Origin of the sequence: Enterobacter sp. GD03975 (assembly GCF_029838645.1) — a bacterium.
Lineage (GTDB): Bacteria > Pseudomonadota > Gammaproteobacteria > Enterobacterales > Enterobacteriaceae > Enterobacter > Enterobacter quasihormaechei.
The window spans coordinates 11,781-34,980 of record NZ_JAOBZC010000004.1 but is presented as its reverse complement, the minus strand read 5'-3'; the positions used below and the strand labels follow the sequence as shown (position 1 = coordinate 34,980).

Annotated in this window: 22 protein-coding genes; 14 read left to right on the top strand and 8 right to left on the bottom strand. The window is 50.8% G+C overall.

Annotation, left to right across the window (positions count from 1 at the left end):
• The 13 genes from wcaK (at nucleotide 1) to ugd (ending at nucleotide 14,819) form a co-directional block, all read left to right on the top strand.
• Nucleotides 1–1,281, top strand: coding sequence for a colanic acid biosynthesis pyruvyl transferase WcaK (gene wcaK, locus N5C09_RS08905; protein WP_064910358.1), 1,281 nt, complete (start codon nucleotides 1–3; stop codon nucleotides 1,279–1,281).
• Nucleotides 1,278–2,498, top strand: a complete 1,221-nt coding sequence (wcaL, locus tag N5C09_RS08900; protein WP_279748892.1) for a colanic acid biosynthesis glycosyltransferase WcaL — start codon at nucleotides 1,278–1,280, stop codon at nucleotides 2,496–2,498. Before wcaK ends, wcaL begins: the two co-directional genes overlap by 4 nt.
• A 12-nt stretch (nucleotides 2,499–2,510) precedes the next feature.
• Nucleotides 2,511–3,902: a colanic acid biosynthesis protein WcaM gene (gene wcaM, locus N5C09_RS08895; protein ID WP_279748891.1), complete on the top strand. Its 1,392-nt coding sequence runs from the start codon at nucleotides 2,511–2,513 to the stop codon at nucleotides 3,900–3,902.
• A gap of 174 nt (nucleotides 3,903–4,076) precedes the next feature.
• Nucleotides 4,077–4,973, top strand: coding sequence for a GalU regulator GalF (galF, locus tag N5C09_RS08890; protein WP_048244533.1), 897 nt, complete (start codon nucleotides 4,077–4,079; stop codon nucleotides 4,971–4,973).
• A 331-nt stretch (nucleotides 4,974–5,304) separates the two neighbouring features.
• Nucleotides 5,305–6,579 carry a WzyE family oligosaccharide polymerase gene (locus N5C09_RS08885; RefSeq protein ID WP_279748890.1) on the top strand — a complete coding sequence of 425 codons (1,275 nt, stop codon included), beginning with the start codon at nucleotides 5,305–5,307 and terminating at the stop codon, nucleotides 6,577–6,579.
• Nucleotides 6,557–7,618, top strand: a complete 1,062-nt coding sequence (locus N5C09_RS08880) for a glycosyltransferase family 4 protein (RefSeq protein ID WP_226848101.1) — start codon at nucleotides 6,557–6,559, stop codon at nucleotides 7,616–7,618. The genes N5C09_RS08885 and N5C09_RS08880 overlap by 23 nt, the downstream gene beginning before the upstream one ends.
• A complete protein-coding gene (locus N5C09_RS08875) occupies nucleotides 7,609–8,829 on the top strand; it encodes a hypothetical protein (protein ID WP_193033654.1) in 1,221 nt (406 codons plus the stop codon). The genes N5C09_RS08880 and N5C09_RS08875 overlap by 10 nt, the downstream gene beginning before the upstream one ends.
• Entirely contained in the window at nucleotides 8,813–9,313 is a 501-nt protein-coding gene (pssD, locus tag N5C09_RS08870) for a PssD/Cps14F family polysaccharide biosynthesis glycosyltransferase (protein WP_193033655.1), read from the top strand. Before N5C09_RS08875 ends, pssD begins: the two co-directional genes overlap by 17 nt.
• The gene (gene pssE / locus N5C09_RS08865; protein ID WP_193033656.1) at nucleotides 9,310–9,777 is read left to right on the top strand and encodes a PssE/Cps14G family polysaccharide biosynthesis glycosyltransferase; all 468 of its coding nucleotides are present in this window, start codon (nucleotides 9,310–9,312) and stop codon (nucleotides 9,775–9,777) included. The genes pssD and pssE overlap by 4 nt, the downstream gene beginning before the upstream one ends.
• A gap of 173 nt (nucleotides 9,778–9,950) precedes the next feature.
• A complete protein-coding gene (gene gndA / locus N5C09_RS08860; protein ID WP_063868360.1) occupies nucleotides 9,951–11,357 on the top strand; it encodes an NADP-dependent phosphogluconate dehydrogenase in 1,407 nt (468 codons plus the stop codon).
• A gap of 88 nt (nucleotides 11,358–11,445) precedes the next feature.
• Nucleotides 11,446–12,531: a dTDP-glucose 4,6-dehydratase gene (gene rfbB, locus N5C09_RS08855; protein ID WP_279748889.1), complete on the top strand. Its 1,086-nt coding sequence runs from the start codon at nucleotides 11,446–11,448 to the stop codon at nucleotides 12,529–12,531.
• Nucleotides 12,532–13,413: a glucose-1-phosphate thymidylyltransferase RfbA gene (gene rfbA / locus N5C09_RS08850; protein WP_063868362.1), complete on the top strand. Its 882-nt coding sequence runs from the start codon at nucleotides 12,532–12,534 to the stop codon at nucleotides 13,411–13,413.
• 239 nt (nucleotides 13,414–13,652) lie between these two features.
• On the top strand, nucleotides 13,653–14,819 hold the full coding sequence (gene ugd, locus N5C09_RS08845; RefSeq protein ID WP_102751413.1) for a UDP-glucose 6-dehydrogenase: 1,167 nt from the start codon (nucleotides 13,653–13,655) through the stop codon (nucleotides 14,817–14,819).
• Nucleotides 14,820–14,865: 46 nt separating this feature from the next.
• Here the strand turns inward: ugd and N5C09_RS08840 are convergent, their stop codons facing one another.
• Nucleotides 14,866–15,870 (bottom strand): NAD-dependent epimerase, encoded by a 1,005-nt coding sequence (locus N5C09_RS08840; RefSeq protein WP_193037991.1) that lies wholly within the window; start codon nucleotides 15,868–15,870, stop codon nucleotides 14,866–14,868.
• Nucleotides 15,871–16,063: 193 nt separating this feature from the next.
• Here N5C09_RS08840 and wzzB point away from each other — a divergent pair, with 193 nt between their 5' ends.
• A complete protein-coding gene (gene wzzB, locus N5C09_RS08835) occupies nucleotides 16,064–17,044 on the top strand; it encodes an LPS O-antigen chain length determinant protein WzzB (protein ID WP_193528204.1) in 981 nt (326 codons plus the stop codon).
• Nucleotides 17,045–17,082: 38 nt separating this feature from the next.
• Here wzzB and hisIE read toward each other — a convergent pair whose 3' ends face one another.
• The 7 genes from hisIE to hisD are packed head-to-tail and all read right to left on the bottom strand — an operon-like array spanning nucleotide 17,083 to nucleotide 23,199.
• A complete protein-coding gene (gene hisIE, locus N5C09_RS08830; RefSeq protein ID WP_279748888.1) occupies nucleotides 17,083–17,694 on the bottom strand; it encodes a bifunctional phosphoribosyl-AMP cyclohydrolase/phosphoribosyl-ATP diphosphatase HisIE in 612 nt (203 codons plus the stop codon).
• Complete coding sequence (gene hisF / locus N5C09_RS08825; protein ID WP_279748887.1) at nucleotides 17,688–18,464, bottom strand: imidazole glycerol phosphate synthase subunit HisF; 777 nt, start codon at nucleotides 18,462–18,464, stop codon at nucleotides 17,688–17,690. The genes hisIE and hisF overlap by 7 nt, the downstream gene beginning before the upstream one ends.
• Entirely contained in the window at nucleotides 18,446–19,183 is a 738-nt protein-coding gene (hisA, locus tag N5C09_RS08820) for a 1-(5-phosphoribosyl)-5-[(5-phosphoribosylamino)methylideneamino]imidazole-4-carboxamide isomerase (RefSeq protein ID WP_279748886.1), read from the bottom strand. The genes hisF and hisA overlap by 19 nt, the downstream gene beginning before the upstream one ends.
• Nucleotides 19,183–19,773: an imidazole glycerol phosphate synthase subunit HisH gene (gene hisH, locus N5C09_RS08815; protein WP_279748885.1), complete on the bottom strand. Its 591-nt coding sequence runs from the start codon at nucleotides 19,771–19,773 to the stop codon at nucleotides 19,183–19,185. The genes hisA and hisH overlap by 1 nt, the downstream gene beginning before the upstream one ends.
• The gene (hisB, locus tag N5C09_RS08810) at nucleotides 19,773–20,840 is read right to left on the bottom strand and encodes a bifunctional histidinol-phosphatase/imidazoleglycerol-phosphate dehydratase HisB (RefSeq protein ID WP_279748884.1); all 1,068 of its coding nucleotides are present in this window, start codon (nucleotides 20,838–20,840) and stop codon (nucleotides 19,773–19,775) included. Before hisB ends, hisH begins: the two co-directional genes overlap by 1 nt.
• The gene (gene hisC, locus N5C09_RS08805) at nucleotides 20,837–21,898 is read right to left on the bottom strand and encodes a histidinol-phosphate transaminase (protein WP_279748883.1); all 1,062 of its coding nucleotides are present in this window, start codon (nucleotides 21,896–21,898) and stop codon (nucleotides 20,837–20,839) included. The genes hisB and hisC overlap by 4 nt, the downstream gene beginning before the upstream one ends.
• On the bottom strand, nucleotides 21,895–23,199 hold the full coding sequence (hisD, locus tag N5C09_RS08800) for a histidinol dehydrogenase (protein WP_279748881.1): 1,305 nt from the start codon (nucleotides 23,197–23,199) through the stop codon (nucleotides 21,895–21,897). The genes hisC and hisD overlap by 4 nt, the downstream gene beginning before the upstream one ends.
• Nucleotide 23,200: the final 1 nt, after the last annotated feature.

The window sequence follows — 23,200 nt, the reverse complement described above, 5'->3', positions numbered from 1 at the left end:
ATGAAATTACTTATTCTTGGCAACCATACCTGCGGCAACCGTGGCGACAGCGCCATCCTGCGCGGTTTACTGGATGCAATTAACACCCTTAAGCCTGAGACAGAAGTGGATGTGATGAGCCGTTATCCGGTCAGCTCATCCTGGTTACTCAACCGCCCGGTGATGGGCGACCCGCTCTACAGCCAGATGAAACAGCACAACAACGCTGCGGGCGTGATGGGGCGCGTGAAGAAAGTGCTGCGTCGTCGCTACCAGCATCAGGTGCTGCTTTCCCGCGTCACCGATACCGGCAAGCTGCGCAACATTGCCATCGCGCAGGGCTTTACCGATTTCGTGCGTCTGCTGTCCGGTTATGACGCCATTATTCAGGTGGGCGGCTCGTTCTTCGTCGACCTGTACGGCGTGCCGCAGTTTGAGCATGCGCTTTGCACCTTTATGGCGAAAAAGCCGCTGTTTATGATCGGCCACAGCGTCGGGCCGTTCCAGGATCCGCAGTTCAACCAGCTGGCGAACTATGTCTTCGGCCACTGCGACGCGCTGATCCTGCGTGAATCGGTCAGCCTCGACATGATGAAGCGCAGCGAAATCGACACCACCAAAGTGGAGCACGGCGTAGACACCGCCTGGCTGGTGGATCATCAGGATGACAGCTTCCAGGCCAGCTACGCGGTACAGCACTGGCTGGACGTGGCGGCACAGCAGAAAACTGTCGCCATTACCCTGCGTGAACTCGCTCCGTTCGATAAACGCCTCGGCACGACCCAGGCGGCGTACGAAAAAGCCTTTGCCGACGTAGTCAACCGCGTGCTGGACAGCGGTTACCAGGTGCTGGCGCTCTCAACCTGTACCGGTATCGACAGCTACAACAAGGATGACCGCATGGTGGCGCTGAACCTGCGCAACCTGGTGAACGATCCGTCCCGCTACCACGTGGTGATGGACGAGCTGAACGACCTGGAGATGGGCAAGCTGCTCTCCGCCTGCGACCTGACCGTGGGCACGCGTCTGCACTCTGCGATTATCTCGATGAACTTCGGCACGCCGGCCATCGCCATCAACTACGAGCACAAGTCCGCGGGCATTATGCAGCAGCTCGGTATGCCGGAAATGGCCGTCGATATTCGTCATCTGCTGGACGGATCGCTGGGTGCAATGGTGGGCGACACGCTCGGCCAGCTGCCTGCGATCAACGAGCGTCTGGCGGTGGCGGTAAAAGCCGAACGCGAAAAGGGCATTGGGATGGTGAAATCCGTCCTCGACCGCGTCCGGGAGGGGAAATGAAGGTTGGTTTCTTCTTACTGAAATTCCCGCTGTCGTCTGAAACTTTCGTGCTGAACCAAATCACCGCGTTTATCGATATGGGATATGACGTGGAGATTATCGCCCTGCAAAAGGGCGATACGCAGAACACCCATGCGGCGTATACCCAGTATGGGCTGGAGGCGAAAACCCGCTGGTTACAGGACGAACCCGCCGGACGGATGAACAAACTGCGCCATCGCGCCGGCCAGACGCTGCGCGGCCTGCATCGCGCGTCGACCTGGCGGGCGCTGAATATGTCGCGCTACGGGGCGGAGGCCCGCAACCTGATCCTCTCCGCCATTTGCGGGCAAACGGCCCAGCCGTACCGCGCCGACGTCTTTATCGCCCACTTCGGACCGGCAGGCGTAACCGCCGCGAAACTGCGTGAGCTGGGGGTGATTGAGGGCAAAATCGCAACCATTTTCCACGGTATCGATATCTCCAGCCGGGAAGTGCTGAACCACTACACGCCAGAATATCAGCAGCTGTTTCGCCGTGGCGACATGATGCTGCCGATAAGCGATCTGTGGGCCGGACGCCTGAAAACTATGGGCTGTCCGGGCGACAAAATCACCGTTTCCCGCATGGGCGTGGACATGGAACGCTTCACCCAGCGACCGGTCAAGGTACCGGGCAAGCCGCTGCAAATTATCTCTGTGGCCCGCCTGACCGAAAAGAAAGGGCTGCACGTGGCCATCGAGGCCTGTCGCCAGCTGAAGGCGCGCGGCGTGGATTTCCACTACCGCATCCTGGGTATCGGACCGTGGGAGCGTCGTCTGCGCACGCTGATTGAGCAGTATCAGCTGGAAGACGTGGTCGAGATGCCCGGCTTTAAGCCGAGCCACGAAGTGAAGGCCATGCTCGATGACGCCGATGTGTTTCTGCTGCCCTCCGTGACGGGCGCCGACGGCGATATGGAAGGCATTCCCGTGGCGCTGATGGAGGCGATGGCGGTCGGCATTCCGGTTGTTTCGACGCTGCACAGCGGGATCCCGGAGCTGATCACCTCTGAACATTCCGGCTGGCTGGTCCCCGAAAACAACGCGCTGGCGCTGGCGGACCGTCTGGCCGCGTTCAGTGACATCGATCGGCAGACGCTGATCCCCGTGCTGCAAAATGCGCGGCAAAAAGTTGAAGCAGAATTCAATCAGCAGGTGATTAATCGCCAGTTAGCGAGCCTGCTGCAAACGCTGTAACGCTGAGGTTGTATGCTGAAAAAGATTACCCGACGCCGATTTGTCTCTTCATTATCCGTCCTGGCCGCCATGCCGCTGTTGTCGCCCCGCGCTGCGCGGGCGGCGACCGGGAAGACGGTTTCTGTCGATCGCTACAACAATCACGACTGGATCGCCGCCTTTAAGCAGGCCTTTACCGAGGGCGATACCGTTGTTGTTCCCGCCGGGTTAACCTGTGAAAACATCAATACCGGCATTTTTATTCCTGATGGCAAAACCCTGCTGATCCGCGGCGCGCTGAAGGGCAACGGACGCGGGCGGTTTGTGCTCCAGGAAGGCTGCAAGGTCATTGGGGAAGGAGAAGGGCGCACGCATAACATCACGCTGGACGTGCGTGGCTCCGACTGCGTCATTAAAGGGCTGGCGATGAGCGGCTTCGGCCCCGTCACCCAGATCTACATTGGCGGCAAAAAACCGCGAGTGATGCGTAACCTGCTTATCGATCGCCTCACCGTCAGCCAGGCCAACTACGCCATTCTGCGCCAGGGATTCCATAATCAGGTGGACGGCGCGCGCATTACCAACAGCAAGTTCAGCCATTTGCAGGGTGACGCGATAGAGTGGAACGTGGCGATTAACGACCGCAACATCCTGATCTCTGACCACGTCATCGATAACATCAACTGCACCAACGGCAAGATCAACTGGGGCATTGGCATTGGGCTTGCTGGCAGCACCTACGATAATGACTATCCGGAAAAGCAGACCGTTAAAAACTTCGTTGTGGCAAATATCACCGGCAGCAACTGTCGGCAGCTGGTCCATGTCGAAAACGGTAAACACTTTGTGATCCGTAATATCAAGGCCAGCAATATCACTCCTGACTTCAGTAAAAAGGCCGGAATTGATAACGCGACGGTAGCTATTTATGGCTGTGATAATTTCGTTATTGATAATGTCGATATGGTAAACAGCGCCGGAATGTTAATCGGGTATGGCGTGATTAAGGGCGATTATCTGTCGATACCGCAAAACTTCAAGCTTAACGATATTCATCTGGATAACCGACAGCTTGCCTATAAGCTGCGCGGAATTCAGATTTCTTCAGGCAATGCCACGTCGTTTGTCGCCATTACCAACGTCAACATGCAGCGGGCCACGCTGGAGCTGCACAACAAGCCGCAGCACCTTTTCCTGCGTAATATCAACGTGATGCAGGAGTCCACAACGGGCCCCGCGCTGAAGATGAACTTCGACCTGCGCAAAGACGTGCGCGGGAAGTTTATGGCTAAAAACGAGACGCTGCTGTCGCTCGCGAACATAAAAGCGGTTAATGAAAAGGGGCAGAGCTCGGTGGATATTGATCGGGTCGATCAACACGTGGTGAATACGGAACGGTTGAATTTTGCGCTGCCGCACAGGTAATCACACAGACTATTTTGCGACTATTCCTGGAACATAATCGCGATCTATTCAGATTACAACTACTGTAATTTGTGGTGGGGTGACCTAGGATTACGTCATATTTACGGCAAAACATGCTGGCGAAAACAGGTTTAAAAGCTATAATTCGTCAACCATTTTAAGGTGGAAGAAATAATGATTAATTTGAAAGCAGTCATACCGGTAGCGGGTCTGGGCATGCACATGTTGCCAGCCACAAAGGCCATTCCTAAAGAGATGCTGCCGATCGTTGACAAGCCGATGATTCAGTACATCGTCGACGAGATTGTTGCTGCGGGTATCAAAGAAATCGTTCTGGTAACGCACTCTTCAAAGAATGCGGTAGAGAACCACTTCGACACCTCTTATGAACTCGAAGCGCTGCTTGAGCAGCGCGTTAAGCGTCAGCTTCTGGCGGAAGTTCAGTCTATCTGCCCTCCTGGCGTGACCATCATGAACGTGCGTCAGGCACAGCCGCTGGGCCTGGGACACTCCATCTTGTGCGCGCGCCCGGTGGTGGGTGACAACCCGTTCATCGTGGTTCTGCCGGATATCATCATTGATACCGCCTCTGCCGATCCGCTGCGTTACAACCTGGCGGCAATGGTTGCACGCTTCAACGAAACGGGCCGTAGCCAGGTGCTGGCGAAACGTATGAAGGGCGATCTCTCTGAGTACTCTGTCATCCAGACTAAAGAGCCGCTGGAGACGGAAGGGCAGGTGAGCCGTATCGTTGAGTTTATCGAAAAACCCGATCAGCCGCAGACCCTGGACTCCGACCTGATGGCGGTAGGCCGTTATGTGCTGAATGCGGATATCTGGGCTGAGCTGGAAAAAACCGAGCCGGGCGCCTGGGACCGTATCCAGCTGACCGATGCGATTGCTGAGCTGGGGAAAAAGCAGTCGGTTGATGCCATGCTGATGACCGGTGACAGCTATGACTGCGGTAAGAAAATGGGGTATATGCAGGCGTTTGTGAACTACGGTCTGCGTAACCTGAAGGAAGGGGCGAAGTTCAGAAGCCGGATTGAGAAGCTGCTTAAAGAGCACTAAACCTTCGGTATACACCCGCATAGTATCAATCTAAGGTGGTAAGCGTTCACAATGGATAGAACGCTACCGCCTTTTAATGTTTCTGACACAGGCAAGGGCGTTTTAGTACGATCGTCTATAACTTTTTGCTTGTTTCTAAACGAGATACGTCAGACAATTATCCGCATATTTTAGGAACCGGAACTGCGTATTCGGCGTTCAAAAATTTGTTATAGAATATAAGCATGTTGGTAGCTTAGGAGCCAAGGGCGGTAGCGTGGCCCGACCATGTTGAGCGCTGTGGCTCATTCCCTTTATTAGTAATGCTAATATTTTACCTAAAGGCAGATTGATGGCATCTCTGTATTTTTTACTTCCTCTTTTATATATTATTTGCACCATATACTTTATAAAAGGCGTATATATTCGCGTTTTTACTATTTTCTACTTTGTGGTGAATTTTGTATATTATCTATCTGTCTGGATACAGGGTATTCCGCTAGAGGAGGGATATACTCAGGTATTCTGGTTCTCATTCTTAAGCTTATTCGCAATCCATTTATCGTATTTTATAACACCAATAAAAGTGTCCTCACGGTATAATCATTCAGATGATTTATCTAACTTATGGTTCAGAAGTATTAACTCAAGAATATTTGTCGTTTGCGGTCTGATTTTATATATTTTTGCTTTGATGATCTATGTAAAAAATAATGGTGTGGCATTTGGCGGTGGTTACGAAGCTCGTCTTGAACAAAATTCTGGTGGCGGCCTTTCGATTATTCTAATGTACGCATTTGTGCCTTCCTCAATTGTATTCTTTCTTCGTAAACCAACTAAGCTACGCTTTATATTGGCAACCGCATTGGCTATTTTCTGTGGTTCTGTTTACTATTATGTTATAGGCGGCTCAAGAAATGTAATGGGCGCGGCGGTTCTTGCTATAACTTATTTTGCCTATGAGAGAAAAGTACTTCGTATAAATGAAATAGCAATCCTATCAGCATGTTGCTGTGTAGCTTTAATTGTATTAGGTGCTTTACGTTATGGGTCCAGTCTTGATGACGTCATTAGTATGATCCTGTCTGGTTCATCGGTCATGATTTCATTCGCCCTGGATTCTTTCTCTCCGATTTATGCAATAAAAGATATTATTGAATATATTGATAAAACAGGGAATATTCAGTACTTTTCTACCTTCTTCAATGAGTTTGCGATTATTGTTCCTCGTTTTTTATGGGAGTCAAAACCGATTAACTTTTTGAATAACGGCTATTTTTATACAACCTATATCCTAAATATGGATACGCAGTTGACCATATCACCAACGATTGTAGGTAGCTTTATCATTATGTTTGGCACAACTTGGTTTTGGCTTTGGGGACTTATTACAGGAAGTACATTAAAACTCATTGACGCAGTAACCAAAAAAACCAGGATGATTACGATAAAGATTACCTTTATAACCTGCATTGGCTACTGCTTCTTTTGGGTGCGTGACGGTTTAGAAGTGTTTATGTATATCTCATTTAAATTCTTTTTATGCGTAATGATCATTAAAGCGATTAGCACGATAGTTGGTTGTTTATTGAAAAGGCCTTCGAATGAAAATTTTGCTCATAAGTAATATGTATCCAGGTCCGGATACGCCACATCTGGGCGGGTTCGTTAAAAACGCAGCTGATTCGTTGCGTAATAATGGACATGAAATTGAATTGTGTGTTCTTAATAAAATTTCTAAAAGCAAAGTTACTAAAATTTATAACTACCTTGTTTTTTATATCTCCATTTTGGCTAAAGTTCTTTTGACCAAAAGTGATTGTCTTTATTTACACTATGCGTCTCATTGCTATCTGCCGGTAAAAATTGGAAATTGCGTAAGAAGAAAAAAAATTGTGGTGCACGTACACGGTGGTGACGTTAAGCGGCTTAACGGAACCAGCGGCATGTTCTTTCGTATAAAAAAGGCTATTGTGTCCAACGCGTTGAAAAACGCAGTAAAAATAGTGTTTCCCTCAAAGTCTTATCTGGACTTTACCAAAAAAGAGTATCAACTCGATGAACTTAAATGTGCAATAAGCCCCTCTGGCGGCGTTAATACCCAACTCTTTACGTTCAAAAACCGTGAATTCGGTGTTCCGCTTAAACTGCTTTTTGCTGGACGACTCATCAAGAGTAAACGTGTGGATCTGGCAATACAGGCAATTGAAAACCTGTCCGACCACGATAAAAGTAAAATTCATTTAACTATTGTTGGTGATGGTCCAGAACTGAGTTCGTTAGTTAAAAGTGCAGCTCATTTACCAAATATTCAATTTTCTCCTGCCGTAGGGCACGTTCGCTTGGCTGAAATTTTTCAGGAACATGATGTGCTAATCTATCCTTCAGAAAGTGAAAGCCTCGGACTGGTTCCTTTAGAGGCGATGGCTACGGGGATGATTCCACTTTTAAGTAATATCCCCTCTTTCAACGAGTTTGTCGATAATAACCAAAACGGTTTTATTGTTTATGAGGATGGACACTATAAAAATAAAATTGAGCAAATGCTCAATATGTCATCACAAACGCTTCAAGCGATGTCTCATCAGGCTCAGCAAACGGTCTTGAACAGCTATACGAATGAAATAGCGCAAACAAAGCTGCTTGAGGCGTTTAAATGTCTATAATTAATAAATTGATTTGGCTTGGATATACTGTATCTTCTGGAGCAGCAAGGGTTGTGATCTTCTTCTTATTGACTCTTGTGTTTGTCCAAAAAGACATCGCGCTCTTTGCTGTTTATTATTCATTTTTAACTGTTGCAGTGATTTTCCTCGGCCAGGGACTTGGTACAACGCTTATTAAAGACGGCTCTGAAGTGAGCATGAAATACTTTAATTACGTTTTACTCCTTAGTATTGCAGCAGCCTCGATTATTACCTTAGCGTTGGCGACTCCAACGCTAGACTTAAATTCAATTGATACTTTAATATTCGCCGGCTCTCTTGCATGCCTGGCTATCAACCAAATCTTTCGTTATTATTATATTTATTATAAAAAAGCACTGCCCGGCTTAATTTATGATTCGCTTGCGTTGGTTCTTTTCGCGGTAGGTATGCTGCTATGCAAACTACATCTTGTCTCTTTAAAACCTCTTGATATTTTCTTCCTGGCTTACTTTATCGCGACAATCATTAATCAAATTATTTACCATGTATATGTTAAGCGAGCGTGGATAACCGTATCTGATAGCAAGGCTTTTAATAGACTGGATTGGAAGTTCTCCCTAAATGTTGGCTTCGTGGGGCTCATTTCTACAGGGATCGTTTTTCTTTTACCTTACTTTTCGCGAGAGATACTTTCCGATGAATCAATGTCGGTTCTGGGGCTCACTATTAGCATAATTGGGATTATATCTGTCTTCTCACGTGCATACATGAACTACTTTTATCGAGAGTTGGTAGAGTGTGCTAAGTCCAAAGAAGAAAAAGTTTATCGCGCGATCAATAAAAAAGTTATCATCATATCAGCGCTTGTATGCTTTGGTAGCATTCTGCCATTAATCTTTTATGTTAAAATGTCGCTTTCCTACGTTACCTTTAATGAAATAATGGCAATCGTCGTGCCTGTAATGCTTTTTACTCTCTCTTCGCAACTATCATTAGTGCAGTCAAATATAATCTTATTCCTTGGCAAAGAAAAAATCTCACTGATATTTAACTTTTTTGTATTTATTGTGGTTTTGTCATTGTTTTTAGTATGGCAATACTTCATTACTATTTCGGTGATATATCTTATCCCAGTAATGTCTTTATTCCTGATGGTTTTATATTTAATCAGATACGCTTATTTTAGAACCCTGATCAGGACGGCTTTTAAGAATGGAGAAGCAGTTTAACATGAACAAAGAGGATAGCGCTTTATTCATTTACGGCGAGGGAGGACACCGAGCCCAGATGAACAGATTGATGAAAAGAATTGGTGGAGATATAAATAAAAATAAAATCAGTCTCTCAGATTATAAAATTAAGGAAGAGTGGTCTGATAAGCATTATGTCACTCGTGAATTTAGAAATAAATACTCAACGTTTACTAGTGTGCTTCGCTTCAATCAGTTACATCAGATCAAGGTCTGTCTACAGATCCACAAAACTCATCGAATAAAAGTGGTGGTTTCAACTGGACCCGGTGTAGCTCTTATTCCCGCTTTTTATTTTAAATATATCGTCGGCGCAAAAATAATCCATCTCGAAACATGGTCCAGATTCGAAACGAAGTCCTTCACTGGTAGAATCATGTCTTTAATTGCGGATGAGTTTTATGTTCAGCATAAGACGCTTTTAAAACAGTATAAAAAAGCCAAATTTTCCGGAGTGCTATGAAAATTTTAGTGACCGTAGGCACCACTCGGTTTGATAAACTTATCAAGCAAATTGCATCACTTTCAGCGCTTCCACATATGGCCAACCATTTTTTTATGTGTCAAAAGGCGAATGGCCTGTCAAACCCGGAAACGAAAAATTACAAGGAAGTTGAATTTATTCAATCTATTGAAAATGAATATTCTAAATATGATCTTGTAATCAGTCATGCAGGCGCTGGATCAATATTTTCTCTATTAGATCACGAGAAGAAAATCATCATTGCCCCAAATTTAGATCGTTTAGATAAGCATCAGTCTGATATTGCTAAGTATATGGGTGAAAAAGAGTTTGCAATGATTTGTTGGGATATCGACGATCTCGAAAATCTAATCATTAATGCAAGTTCCTTCCAGCCAAAGAAATTTGAGCTAGTGCGATTTTTCAAAAATGATGAGTTTATTGACCATATAAATAACGCGTGATAGTGCTCGTTCGCTACAGTCATTTAATAAAATTTGCAGGTAACTTTTGATCATAAAAAATAGTTAATGCTTTTTGAAATTATTTGATAACGACTTTAGTATTGTTTAGAGTTATGAGAAGTGATTCCCAAGCCGCTATCATTCGCGGCGACCACACCTGACAGGAGTATGTAATGTCCAAGCAACAGATCGGCGTTGTCGGTATGGCAGTGATGGGGCGCAACCTGGCGCTCAACATCGAAAGCCGTGGTTATACCGTCTCCGTTTTCAACCGCTCCCGTGATAAGACCGAAGAAGTCATTGCTGAGAATCCAGACAAGAAACTGGTTCCTTTCTACACGGTTAAAGAGTTCGTTGAGTCTCTGGAAACACCTCGTCGTATCCTGTTAATGGTGAAAGCGGGCGCAGGTACCGATGCAGCCATCGACTCCCTGAAACCGTATCTGGATAAAGGCGACATCATCATTGATGGCGGTAATACCTTCTTCCACGACACCATCCGTCGTAACCGTGAACTGTCTGCTGAAGGCTTCAATTTTATTGGCACCGGTGTATCCGGCGGTGAAGAGGGTGCCCTGAAAGGTCCATCCATTATGCCTGGTGGACAGAAAGAAGCGTACGAACTGGTCGCGCCAATCCTGACCAAAATCGCAGCCGTTGCTGAAGATGGCGAGCCGTGCGTGACCTACATCGGTCCTGACGGTGCTGGTCACTATGTGAAGATGGTTCACAACGGCATCGAATACGGCGATATGCAGCTGATTGCTGAGGCATACTCGCTGCTGAAAGGCGGCCTGAACCTCTCTAACGAGGAACTTGCAGAGACGTTCACCGAGTGGAACAAAGGCGAGCTTAACAGCTACCTGATCGACATCACCAAAGATATCTTCACCAAGAAAGATGAAGAGGGTAAATACCTGGTTGATGTGATTCTGGATGAAGCCGCGAACAAAGGCACAGGTAAATGGACCAGCCAGAGCTCTCTGGATCTCGGCGAGCCGCTGTCCCTGATCACTGAATCCGTTTTCGCGCGTTATATCTCTTCTCTGAAAGAGCAGCGCGTTGCGGCATCCAAAGTGCTGTCCGGCCCGCAGGCTAAACCAGCCGGTGACAAAGCTGAATTCGTTGAAAAAGTCCGTCGTGCACTGTACCTGGGTAAAATCGTCTCTTACGCGCAGGGCTTCTCTCAGCTGCGCGCAGCGTCAGACGAGAACAACTGGGATCTGAACTACGGTGAGATCGCGAAGATCTTCCGTGCCGGCTGCATCATTCGCGCTCAGTTCCTGCAAAAAATCACCGATGCCTATGCTGAAAATGCGGGTATCGCCAACCTTCTGCTGGCGCCTTACTTCAAGCAGATTGCAGACGACTATCAGCAGGCGCTGCGTGATGTCGTTGCCTACGCCGTGCAGAACGGTATCCCGGTTCCAACCTTCTCCGCTGCGGTGGCGTATTATGACAGCTATCGTGCTGCCGTACTGCCAGCAAACCTGATTCAGGCACAGCGTGACTACTTTGGCGCGCATACCTATAAGCGTACCGATAAAGAAGGTGTGTTCCACACCGAATGGCTGGATTAATATACGGTTAGCCATGCCATCAAGCCCGGTAGCGATACCGGGCTTTTTTATCTTGCCCGTCCACCTACTGTTTAATGGAATAGATTGCGTGAAAATTCTAGTTACTGGCGGCGCCGGTTTTATCGGTTCCGCGGTTATCCGACATATTATTAGCAATACTCGGGATAGCGTTGTTAACGTTGATAAATTGACCTATGCCGGTAATCTGGAATCCTTGCGCGAAGTGAGTGATAGCGAGCGCTATGTTTTTGAGCATGCAGATATATGTGATAAAGAGGCAATGGCGCGTATTTTTGCTACCCATCAGCCTGATGCGGTAATGCACCTGGCTGCCGAGAGCCATGTCGATCGTTCTATTACCGGGCCCGCTGCGTTTATTGAAACCAATATCGTTGGCACGTATATCCTGTTAGAAACAAGCCGTGCTTACTGGTCTTCACTGGACGAGGCAGCAAAATCTACCTTCCGTTTCCATCACATTTCAACTGATGAAGTTTACGGCGATCTGCCTCATCCCGATGAATGTCATGATTCTTCCCCTTTACCACTGTTTACCGAGAAAACAGCGTACCAGCCAAGCAGCCCTTATTCAGCGTCAAAAGCGTCCAGCGATCATTTAGTTCGTGCCTGGATACGCACCTATGGTTTACCCGGGATTGTAACGAATTGTTCAAATAACTACGGACCCTTCCACTTTCCTGAAAAGCTGATTCCTCTCGTCATTTTGAATGCGCTGGAAAATAAATCATTACCGATTTACGGTAAGGGCGAACAAATCCGTGACTGGTTATACGTTGAGGATCATGCTCGTGCGTTGTATACGGTTCTCACCAAGGGTAAACCGGGAGAAACGTATAATATCGGCGGTCATAACGAGAAGAAAAATATTGAGGTCGTCCAGACCATTTGCGATCTGTTAGATGAAATGGTACCGAAAGAAACATCTTACCGCGCGCAAATTACTTATGTGGCGGACCGTCCTGGACACGACAGACGTTATGCAATTGATGCCCATAAAATTAGCGACGAACTCGGATGGACTCCTCTGGAAACCTTTGACAGCGGTATTCGTAAAACAGTTGACTGGTATTTGAATAACCAGGAATGGGTTTCGAACGTGAAAAGCGGCGCCTATAAGAGCTGGATTGAGCAAAATTATGGGGAGCGGAACTGAATGACGAAACGTAAAGGTATTATATTAGCTGGTGGATCGGGTACACGTCTTTATCCCGTCACAATGGCCGTAAGTAAGCAATTGTTGCCAATTTACGATAAGCCAATGATCTATTATCCACTCTCTACGCTCATGCTGGCAGGTATACGGGATATTCTGATTATCAGCACGCCTCAGGACACTCCCCGATTTGAACAACTGCTCGGAAACGGTAGCCAGTGGGGATTGCATATCCAGTACAAAGTGCAGCCGAGCCCGGATGGCCTTGCTCAGGCGTTTATTCTGGGTGAAGAGTTCATCGGTGAGGATAATTGTGCGTTGGTATTAGGCGATAACATTTTCTACGGACACGATCTTCCTCGCCTGCTTGAAGGCGCAGCAAGCCAGCAAGAAGGGGCGACCGTCTTCGCCTATCACGTCAGCGACCCCGAACGCTATGGCGTCGTTGAGTTTGATAAAGACGGTACCGCGATTGGCCTTGAGGAGAAACCTCAACAGCCCAAGAGTAATTATGCAATAACCGGTCTCTATTTTTACGATAACGATGTTATTGAGATGGCCAAAAGTTTAAGCCCGTCCGATCGTGGTGAACTGGAAATTACCGACATCAACCGCATCTATATGCAGCAGGGGCGATTGTCCGTCGCGATGATGAGACGCGGTTACGCCTGGCTGGATACCGGCACGCACCAAAGTATGATCGAGGCGAGCAATTTTATTGCCACTATCGAAGAGCGACAGGGTCTCAAGGTTTCTTGCCCTGAAGAGATCGCATTCCGTCGAGGCTTTATCGATGCTGAACAACTTCGTGTGCTTGCTGAGCCACTGAAGAAGACCGGATATGGTCAATATCTGCTGAATCTTACCAAGGGATTAGTCTGATTTGACGCAGTAAGCAGTATTCATTTGCGGACTGGCGAGTGCCCTTTAAGGTCTTATTGTCGCTGAAAAACAGGTACTTTGCTTAGTGTGGCGATAAGCCGTTATGATGAGCAAAAACATTTTTCAAAAATCCTGAAACCTTGACAGTGAATGAGTATTAGCGCTAAAAAACTCCTAGTTAATCATTGTGGTGGCCGGAATAAGGCCATCAAAAACTCAAACGTGTAAAAGTCAAACAAATGAAAATAACCATCTCCGGAACAGGCTATGTTGGTCTTTCAAACGGTATCCTGATTGCACAAAACCATGAAGTGGTTGCGCTGGATATCGTGCAGGCAAAAGTGGACATGCTTAACCAGAAGAAGTCCCCAATCGTCGATAAAGAGATTGAAGAATACCTGGCGACCAAATCGCTGAACTTCCGCGCTACCACGGACAAAGAAGACGCATACCGCGATGCGGATTTCGTCATCATTGCCACCCCAACAGACTACGATCCTAAAACCAACTACTTCAATACCTCTACCGTTGAAGCGGTGATTAAAGACGTTACGGCAATCAACCCTAACGCAGTGATGATCATCAAGTCGACGATTCCAGTGGGCTTCACCAAATCTATTAAAGAAGAGTTGGGTATTGATAATGTCTTCTTCTCGCCGGAATTTCTCCGCGAGGGCAGGGCGTTATACGATAACCTGCACCCATCCCGTATCGTGATTGGCGAGCGTTCCGAGCGTGCGGAGCGTTTTGCTGCACTGCTTCAGGAAGGCGCAATCAAAAAAGACATTCCGGTGCTGTTCACCGATTCCACTGAGGCTGAGGCGATTAAGCTTTTCGCTAACACCTATCTGGCCATGCGCGTGGCTTACTTCAACGAGCTGGACAGCTATGCGGAGAGCTTAGGGCTGAACACCCGTCAGATCATCGAAGGCGTGTGTCTTGACCCGCGTATCGGTAACCATTACAACAACCCGTCATTTGGCTACGGCGGTTACTGCCTGCCAAAAGATACCAAGCAGCTGCTGGCAAACTATCAGGCGGTGCCGAACAACCTGATTTCCGCCATTGTGGACGCGAACCGCACGCGTAAAGACTTCATCTCGGATTCCATTCTGGCGCGCCAGCCGAAAGTGGTGGGCGTGTATCGCCTGATCATGAAGAGCGGTTCCGATAACTTCCGCGCCTCTTCCATTCAGGGGATCATGAAGCGTATTAAGGCGAAGGGCGTGCAGGTCATTATTTATGAACCGGCAATGCAGGAAGATGAGTTCTTCCACTCTCGCGTCATTCGCGATCTGGATGCGTTCAAGAAAGAAGCGGACGTCATTATCTCCAACCGCATGGCGGAAGAGCTCGCGGACGTGAAGGATAAAGTCTATACCCGCGATTTGTTCGGCAGTGACTGATTTAAACTGTGATATAAAAACCCGGCAATTAGCCGGGTTTTTTATTTTAAACGTTATAGAAGTTGCGGTACCAGTCGACGAAGTTTTTCACGCCTTCTTTCACGGAGGTCTGTGGTTTAAACCCAATGACGTCGTACAGCGCTTTAGTATCCGCGCTGGTCTCCAGTACGTCACCCGGCTGGATCGGCATCATATTTTTCACGGCTTCTTTGCCCAGCGCCTCTTCGAGCGCGGTGATGTAATCCATCAGTTCGACAGGTGAACTGTTACCAATGTTATACACGCGATACGGGGCAGAGCTGGTTGCCGGCGAACCGGTTTCGACTGTCCAGTCGGCATCAGCCTGAGGAATGACGTCCTGCAAGCGAATAATTGCCTCTGCAATATCATCGATATAGGTGAAGTCACGTTTCATCTTACCGTAGTTGTATACGTCGATGCTGTTGCCTTCAATCATGGCTTTAGTGAATTTGAACAGCGCCATATCCGGGCGTCCCCACGGGCCATAGACGGTAAAGAAGCGCAGGCCAGTGGTCGGCAGGTTGTACAGATGCGAATAGGTATGCGACATCAGCTCATTGGCTTTTTTGGTTGCCGCATACAGGGATACCGGATGGTCCACGGAGTCGTCAGTAGAAAACGGCATCTTACGGTTGAGGCCGTAAACGGAACTGGATGACGCATACAGAAGATGCTGAACCTTGTTATGGCGACAGCCTTCCAGCACGTTCAGGTGACCTACCAGGTTAGCATCCGCGTAGGCATGCGGGTTTTCCAGCGAGTAACGCACACCCGCCTGTGCAGCAAGATGGATCACGCGGTCAAACTTCTCATCAGCGAAGAGGTTTGCCATGCCCTCGCGGTCCGCTAAGTCCAGCTTATGGAAGGTGAAATTCACGGATTTGAGCAGTTCGAGGCGAGCGAGCTTGAGGTTCGGATCATAGTAATCATTCAGGTTATCAATCCCAACAACCTTATGTCCTGCATCAAGCAGGCGCTTGCTGACATGAGAACCGATAAAGCCCGCCGCGCCAGTTACCAGAAATTTCATAGCTTCCCTCATTCACAGTGTTCTTGTTGATGCTCCAGAGCATCAGAATGCGACTATGATAGCGCGTCGCCTTGAACTTACATAACCCATCTTTCCGATATAACTCATCGGATTCTTATAGAAAATTCTTCAGCAACAGATACACTAAGGGAACAAGATTATTTTTGCCCTTTTTTCATCTGTTAGGGATTGTATGACGCAAAACAACAATAACCTGGTCGCACGTAACAATGACCCGGAGCAAATTGATTTACTTGATGTAATGTTACAGCTGTGGCGTGGTAAGTGGATGATAGGGGCTTTTATTGCTGCTTTTATCGTTCTTGCTGGCGTTTACATCACTGTAGCCAAAGAGAAATGGACGTCATCTGCCATCATAGCCCAGCCTGATGCGGCTCAAATTGCCACCTATTCCAATGCATTGAATATCCTCTATGGCGGGGCAGCACCTTCCATGTTGGACATTCAGAATCGTGCTATTGGACGTTTTAATTCCTCCTTCTCAGCATTAGCTCAGGCGCTGGAGAATCAGGAAGATCCGGAAAAACTGACTATTGAGCCTACCGTTAAAGGACAAAGTTTGCCTTTAACCGTTAGCTATCAGGGCGAATCCGCTGAAGCCGCTCAAAAGCAATTAGCGCAATACATCCAGCAGGTTGACGAGCAGACGGCAAAAGAACTGACGCTTGACCTCAGAGACAATCTCAAGCAGCAGATTACAACCCTGAACGACTCTCTCCAGAACCAGGAGAAGGTCGCACAGGAACAAAAAGACCTGCGTATCAAGCAGATTACCGAGGCGCTGAAGAATGCAGAAGCTGCGAAGATCAGCACCCCGCAGCTTCAGCAGACTCAGGATGTTACTCAGGAAACCATGTTCCTGTTGGGTACCGTAGCGCTGAAATCAATGGTTGATAACGAAGCGTCTCGCCCCCTGGTGTTCTCAGGCGCTTACTACCAAACGAAACAGAATTTGCTGGATATTCAGAACCTCAACGTTAACCCAGAGACTATTCACGTCTATCGTTACGTTATGAAGCCAAATCTGCCTATCCGACGCGACAGCCCGAAAATTGCTATTACCCTTATCCTTGCCGTTCTCCTCGGTGGGATTATCGGTTCTGGTGTCGTCCTCGGCCGTAACGCGCTGAGAAACTACAAGCCAAGATCCTGATTTACAGACAAAAAAAGACCGGGTTTCCCCGGTCTTTTTTATTTGTGCCGTTTCCGCAAGTTCTCAATCACCGTCGTTAAATCCAACTCCTGATCCTGAAGCAGCACCAGCAGGTGATACATCAAATCAGACGCTTCGTTCGTCAGCTCCTCCCGGTCATGCACGGTGGCCGCCAGCGCCGTTTCAACGCCTTCCTCACCCACTTTCTGCGCAATCCGTTTGGTTCCGCTGGCGTAAAGCTTCGCCGTGTACGAGCTCTCAGGATCCGCTGATTTACGCTCTGCCAGCAATTGTTCCAGCTGATAGAGGAACAGCCACTGGTGGCTCGCCTCGCCGAAGCAGCTGCTGGTGCCTTTATGGCAGGTTGGCCCAATCGGGTTGACCAGCACCAGCAGGGTGTCGTTGTCGCAGTCTGGCGTAATGCTGACCACGTTCAGGAAGTGACCCGAGGTTTCCCCTTTTGTCCACAGGCGCTGTTTGGTGCGCGAGAAAAACGTCACCTTGCCGCTGTCGATGGTTTTCTCCAGTGCCTCCTGGTTCATGTATCCCAGCATCAGCACTTCGCCTGAGACGGCATGCTGTACAACCACCGGCAGTAATCCGTCAGTTTTTTCCCAGTCCAGCTGCGCCTGTTGTTGTTCTGTTAACATACCCTGATCTCCACGCCCTGGTCGGCCAGGTACGTTTTTAACTCACCAATATTGATAATCTGTTTGTGGAACACGGAAGCGGCCAGCGCGCCGTCCACGTTCGCATCTCGGAAGGCTTCCAGGAAGTGTTCCATGGTGCCCGCGCCGCCGGAGGCAATCAGCGGCACCTGGCACACCGTGCGCACTTTTTTCAGCTGTTCCAGGTCGTAACCGCTACGTACGCCGTCCTGGTTCATCATATTCAGCACAATCTCACCCGCGCCGCGTTTTTGCACTTCCTGTACCCAGTCCAGGGTCTCCCACTGGGTTACGCGCGTGCGGCTTTCGTCGCCGGTGTACTGGTTGACGTGATATTTGCCCGTCGCGGCATCAAACCAGGTGTCGATCCCGACGACGATGCACTGCACGCCGAAGCGATCCGCCAGACGCGTAATCAGATCCGGGTCGGCCAGAGCAGGGGAGTTAATGGAAATTTTGTCTGCACCGAAAGAGAGAATTTTCGCCGCATCGTCAGCAGATTTAATTCCGCCCGCCACGCAGAAGGGAATATCAATCACCTCTGCCACGCGCGCCACCCAGCTTTTGTCCACCACGCGGCCATCGCTGGAGGCGGTGATATCGTAAAATACCAGCTCGTCTGCGCCTTCATCGGCATAGCGTTTAGCCAGCGGAACAATGTCGCCAATGATCTCATGGTTGCGGAACTGCACGCCTTTCACAACCTGACCGTCGCGCACGTCCAGGCAGGGAATTATCCGTTTTGCCAGCATTGAATCGCCTCCTTCACCGTAAATTTGTCTTCAAGCAGCGCACGGCCTACGATCACGCCGCGCACGCCGGTTCCGCGCAGAGCGGCGATATCCGCCAGGTCGCCGATACCGCCAGAGGACTGAAACGCCACCTGCGGATAACGCGCGCAAACCTCGTCATACAGCGAGACGTTAGAGCCTGCGAGCGTACCATCGCGTGAAATATCCGTGCACAGCACGTGCTTCAGCCCCACGGGGAGATAAATTTCGACCAGCTCTTCCAGCGTGACGCCGGAGTTTTCCTGCCAGCCGCTGACCGCGACCTGCTTGTTACCCTGCTCGTCGATGCGCACATCCAGCGCCAGCACCAGCGCATCCGCGCCGAAGCGGCGGAACCAGCCCTTGACCATTTCAGGTTCTTTTACAGCAGTCGAGCCGACCACCACGCGCGCCACGCCCGCCTCCAGTAGGGCTGCAACATCGGCTTCCGTACGCACGCCGCCGCCCACCTGCACCGGGACGTCCACGCCAGCCACCAGCTTTTTAAGCAGTGGGATCTGGCGCTTCGCCGGATCTTTCGCGCCGGTGAGATCGACCAGGTGCAACACCTCAGCCCCCTCGGCAGCATAAGCCTGTAAGCGCGGCAGCGGATCGTTACCGTAGTCGCGCTGCTGCCCGTAATCGCCCTGATGGAGACGAACAACCGTGCCGTCAATTAAATCTAAAGCGGGAATTATCATCACATCTCCAGGAAATTTTTCAGCAGCTGCGCGCCGGCGGCGCCAGAGCGTTCCGGGTGAAACTGCACGCCGTAAAAATTATCTTTTTGCACCGCGGCGGTGAACGCCTCGCCGTAATTGCACTGGGCGATGGTGTAGGTATTCACGGGCATGGCGTAGCTGTGGACGAAGTAGAAGTACGCGCCGTCTTCAATACCCTGGAACAGCCTGTTGCCCGCTTTGGGATAAACGCGGTTCCAGCCCATGTGCGGCAGCGGCAGGCCGTGGTCGGTCATTTTCGGCACGTCTTCTTCTATAATGCCCAGCAGATTGACGCCGTTGCTCTCTTCGCTGCGGCGGCCAAGCAGCTGCATGCCGAGGCAAATGCCCAGCACCGGTTGAGTACAGGCTTTGATGAGATCCACCAGCTCGCGCTCATGGATCTGATCCATTGCCGCCTGAGCGGTGCCCACGCCCGGCAGAAAGAGTTTATCCGCGCGCAGCACCACGTCCGGGTCGCGGCTCACTACCGGCTCGTAACCGTGGCGCATAATCGCCGACCGTACGGAGTTCAGGTTGGCGCATCCGGTATCCAGAATCACCACGTTCATTACAGCACTCCTTTCGACGAGGGAAGGGCATCACCTTCAACGCGGATCGCCTGGCGCAGGGTACGGCCAAAGGCTTTGAACAGGCTCTCAACGCGGTGGTGATCGTTTTTGCCTTTCGTTTTCAGGTGCAGCGTCAGGCCCATGGTGTAAGAAAGCGAGCGGAAGAAGTGCTCCACCATTTCGGTGCTGAGATCGCCCACGCGCTGGTAGGTAAAGTCGGCTTTGTATTCCAGGTGCGGACGCCCGGAGATATCCATCGCGCAGCGCGCCAGGCACTCGTCCATCGGCAGGACAAATCCAAAACGGTTGATGCCGCGCTTGTCGCCGAGCGCCAGCTTCAGGGCTTCGCCCAGCGCCAGGCCGGTATCTTCTACGGTGTGGTGATCGTCGATATACAGGTCGCCCTTAACGGCGATCTCCATGCGGAAACCGCCGTGGGTGGCGATTTGATCCAGCATGTGGTCGAAGAAACCGACGCCGGTGTGGATCTTGCTGCCGCCTTCGCGATCGAGCCAGACCTTCACGTCGATCTGCGTCTCTTTCGTGTTGCGTTCCACGTGGGAATAACGGTCGCGTTTGGTCAGCTGCTCGCCAATCATCGCCCAGTTAAGCGCGTCCCGGCTGTAGCGCAGGCCCGCAATGCCCATGTTTTCCGCCAGCGTGATGTCCGTGACGCGATCGCCAATCACATAGCTGTTGCCTTTATCCAGCGCCTCTTCCGCCAGATAGCGTTCAACAAGCTTCACTTTTGGCTTACGGCAGTCGCATTCGTCGGCAGGCATGTGCGGGCAGATCAGCACCTCGTCGAAGACGATGCCCTGAGAGGTCAGCACCTGCATCATCAGGTTGTGCGGGCCGTCAAAGTCTGCCTGCGGGAAACTGTCGGTGCCCAGACCATCCTGGTTGGTGATCATCACCAGCTTATAGCCCGCTTGCTGAAGCTTCAGCAGCACCGGGATCACGTCGGGCTCAAACGCCAGTTTGTCGAAACGATCGACCTGAAAATCGCTGGGTGGCTCCGATATGAGGGTGCCGTCACGATCGATAAAGAGATACTTCTGACTCATACTTTCTCCGCTTTCAGGGCGTCAATCACGCGCTGGCTCTCCGCGCGGGTGCCGACGGTAATACGCAGGCAGCCGCTCAGGGTAGGTTGTTTATTCTGGTCTCGTAAGATAATGCCCTGATCCCACAACGATTTAAATATCGCGCTTGAGGCGGTGAAGCGCACCAGGATGTAGTTGGTTTCCGAGTCGAACACCTGCTCCACACACGGAATTGCTTTCAGGGCCTCGACAAGATACTGACGCTCTTCCAGGATTTGCGCCACGCGCTCGCGCATCGCGCTGATGCCCTGCGGAGCCAGCGCCTGTGCCGCAATATCGGCAACCGGCGTCGAGAGCGGATACGGGGCGATCACTTTCAGCAGCAGGTCGATAACCGCTTTATTTGCCAGCGTAAACCCGCAGCGAAGGCCGGCGAGGGCGAACGCTTTCGACAGGGTACGCAGCACGACGAGATGCGGATACTCTTCAAGCCAGCCGGCAAGCGTGGCCTGCGGGCAAAACTCAATATAGGCTTCGTCGGCCACGACCAGCGCTTTGCCGCGCGTCATTTCCAGCAGGGCACGAATATCCTGCGGATTGATCATCTGCCCGGTCGGGTTGTTCGGGCTACAGACAAACACCACTTTCACCCCGTCGAGGTTATCGGCGATGCCCTGCAAATCCAGTTGCCAGTTATCGAGTGCCTGCACGTTGCGGCAGGCCACGCCGAAGGTTTCGGCGCTGACGCTGTACATGCCGTAGGTCGGCTGGCAGTACATCACCGCATCTTTACCCGGCTCGCAGAACGCGCGGATCAGCAGCTCAATCCCTTCATCCGCTCCGCGGCTGACCAGCACCTGCTCAGGCTTCACGCCCGCGTACTGCGCGTAGTTCTCGATCACCGCTTTTGGCTGACACTCCGGGTAGCGGTTCAGAGTCTGCTGCGACAGCTCAAAGGCCACTGCCGTGGGATATTCGTTGGCGTTCAGCCAGACGTCGCCGTTCCCGCCCAGACGACGCGCAGACTGATAGGGCGTCAGGCGACGGACATTTTCGCGGGCTAATTCTTCGATGTTCATGCTTGCTCCTTCAGGGCGGCAACGCGCAGCGTCACGGCATTTTTGTGGGCAGTCAGGCGCTCGGCGGCGGCCAGAGTTTCAATGGTCGACGCCAGCGAGGCAAACCCTTCGCGGGTGAGCTCCTGCACGGTCATGCGCTTCTGGAAATCCGCCAGCCCCAGGCTGGAGCAGGTTGAGGTATAGCCATACGTCGGCAGCACGTGGTTAGTGCCGGAGGCGTAATCCCCGGCGGATTCTGGCGACCAGTCGCCGAGGAACACCGAGCCTGCGCTGGTGATGCTGTCGACCAGATCGCGCGCGTTGCGGGTCTGAATGATCAGGTGCTCGGGGCCGTACTGGTTAGAGATGGCGATGCACTGGTCGAGATCGCGGGCCACGATCAGGCGGCTGGCAGACAGCGCCTGACGTGCTGTTTCCGCGCGCGGCAGGTCGGCCAGCTGACGCTCAACGGCTTCGCCCACGCGTTTTGCCATGTCGGCATCCGGCGTCAGTAAAATCACCTGCGAGTCCGGCCCGTGCTCGGCCTGCGAGAGCAGGTCAGAGGCGACGAAATCCGGCGTGGCGCCGCTGTCGGCAATCACCAGCACCTCAGACGGCCCGGCAGGCATATCAATGGCCGCGCCGTCCAGACGCTGGCTGACCTGGCGCTTCGCTTCGGTCACATACGCATTACCCGGACCAAAAATTTTGTCGACTTTGGGAATGGACTCGGTCCCGAACGCCAGGGCGGAAATCGCCTGCGCGCCGCCGACTTTATACACCGCCTGCACGCCGCAGAGTTTTGCCGCGTAGAGGATCTCATCGGCGATCGGTGGCGGAGAGCAGAGCACCACGTTCTGACAGCCGGCAATGCGCGCCGGGGTGGCCAACATCAATACGGTCGAAAACAGCGGGGCGGAGCCGCCGGGAATATACAGGCCGACGGACGCCACCGGGCGCGTCACCTGCTGGCAGCGCACGCCGGGCAGGGTTTCCACATCCACCGTCTGCAATGTCTGCGCGGTGTGGAAGGTATCAATATTTTTCACCGCGACGGCCATCGCCTGCTTGATGTCATCACCCAGACGACTGCTGGCATCAATGATTTCCTGCTCGGTAACCCGTAAAGCGCCGACTTCGGTTTTATCAAACTTCGCGCTGTATTCACGCAGGGCGTCATCGCCACGGGCCTTGACGTTATCAAGGATCTCCGCCACGGTGCGGGTGATGCTCTCCGAGGCGGAGATTGCCGGGCGCATCAGCAGTTCGCGCCGTTGCGCGTCGCTACAGGTATTCCAGTCGATGATTGTGTTAAAGCTCATG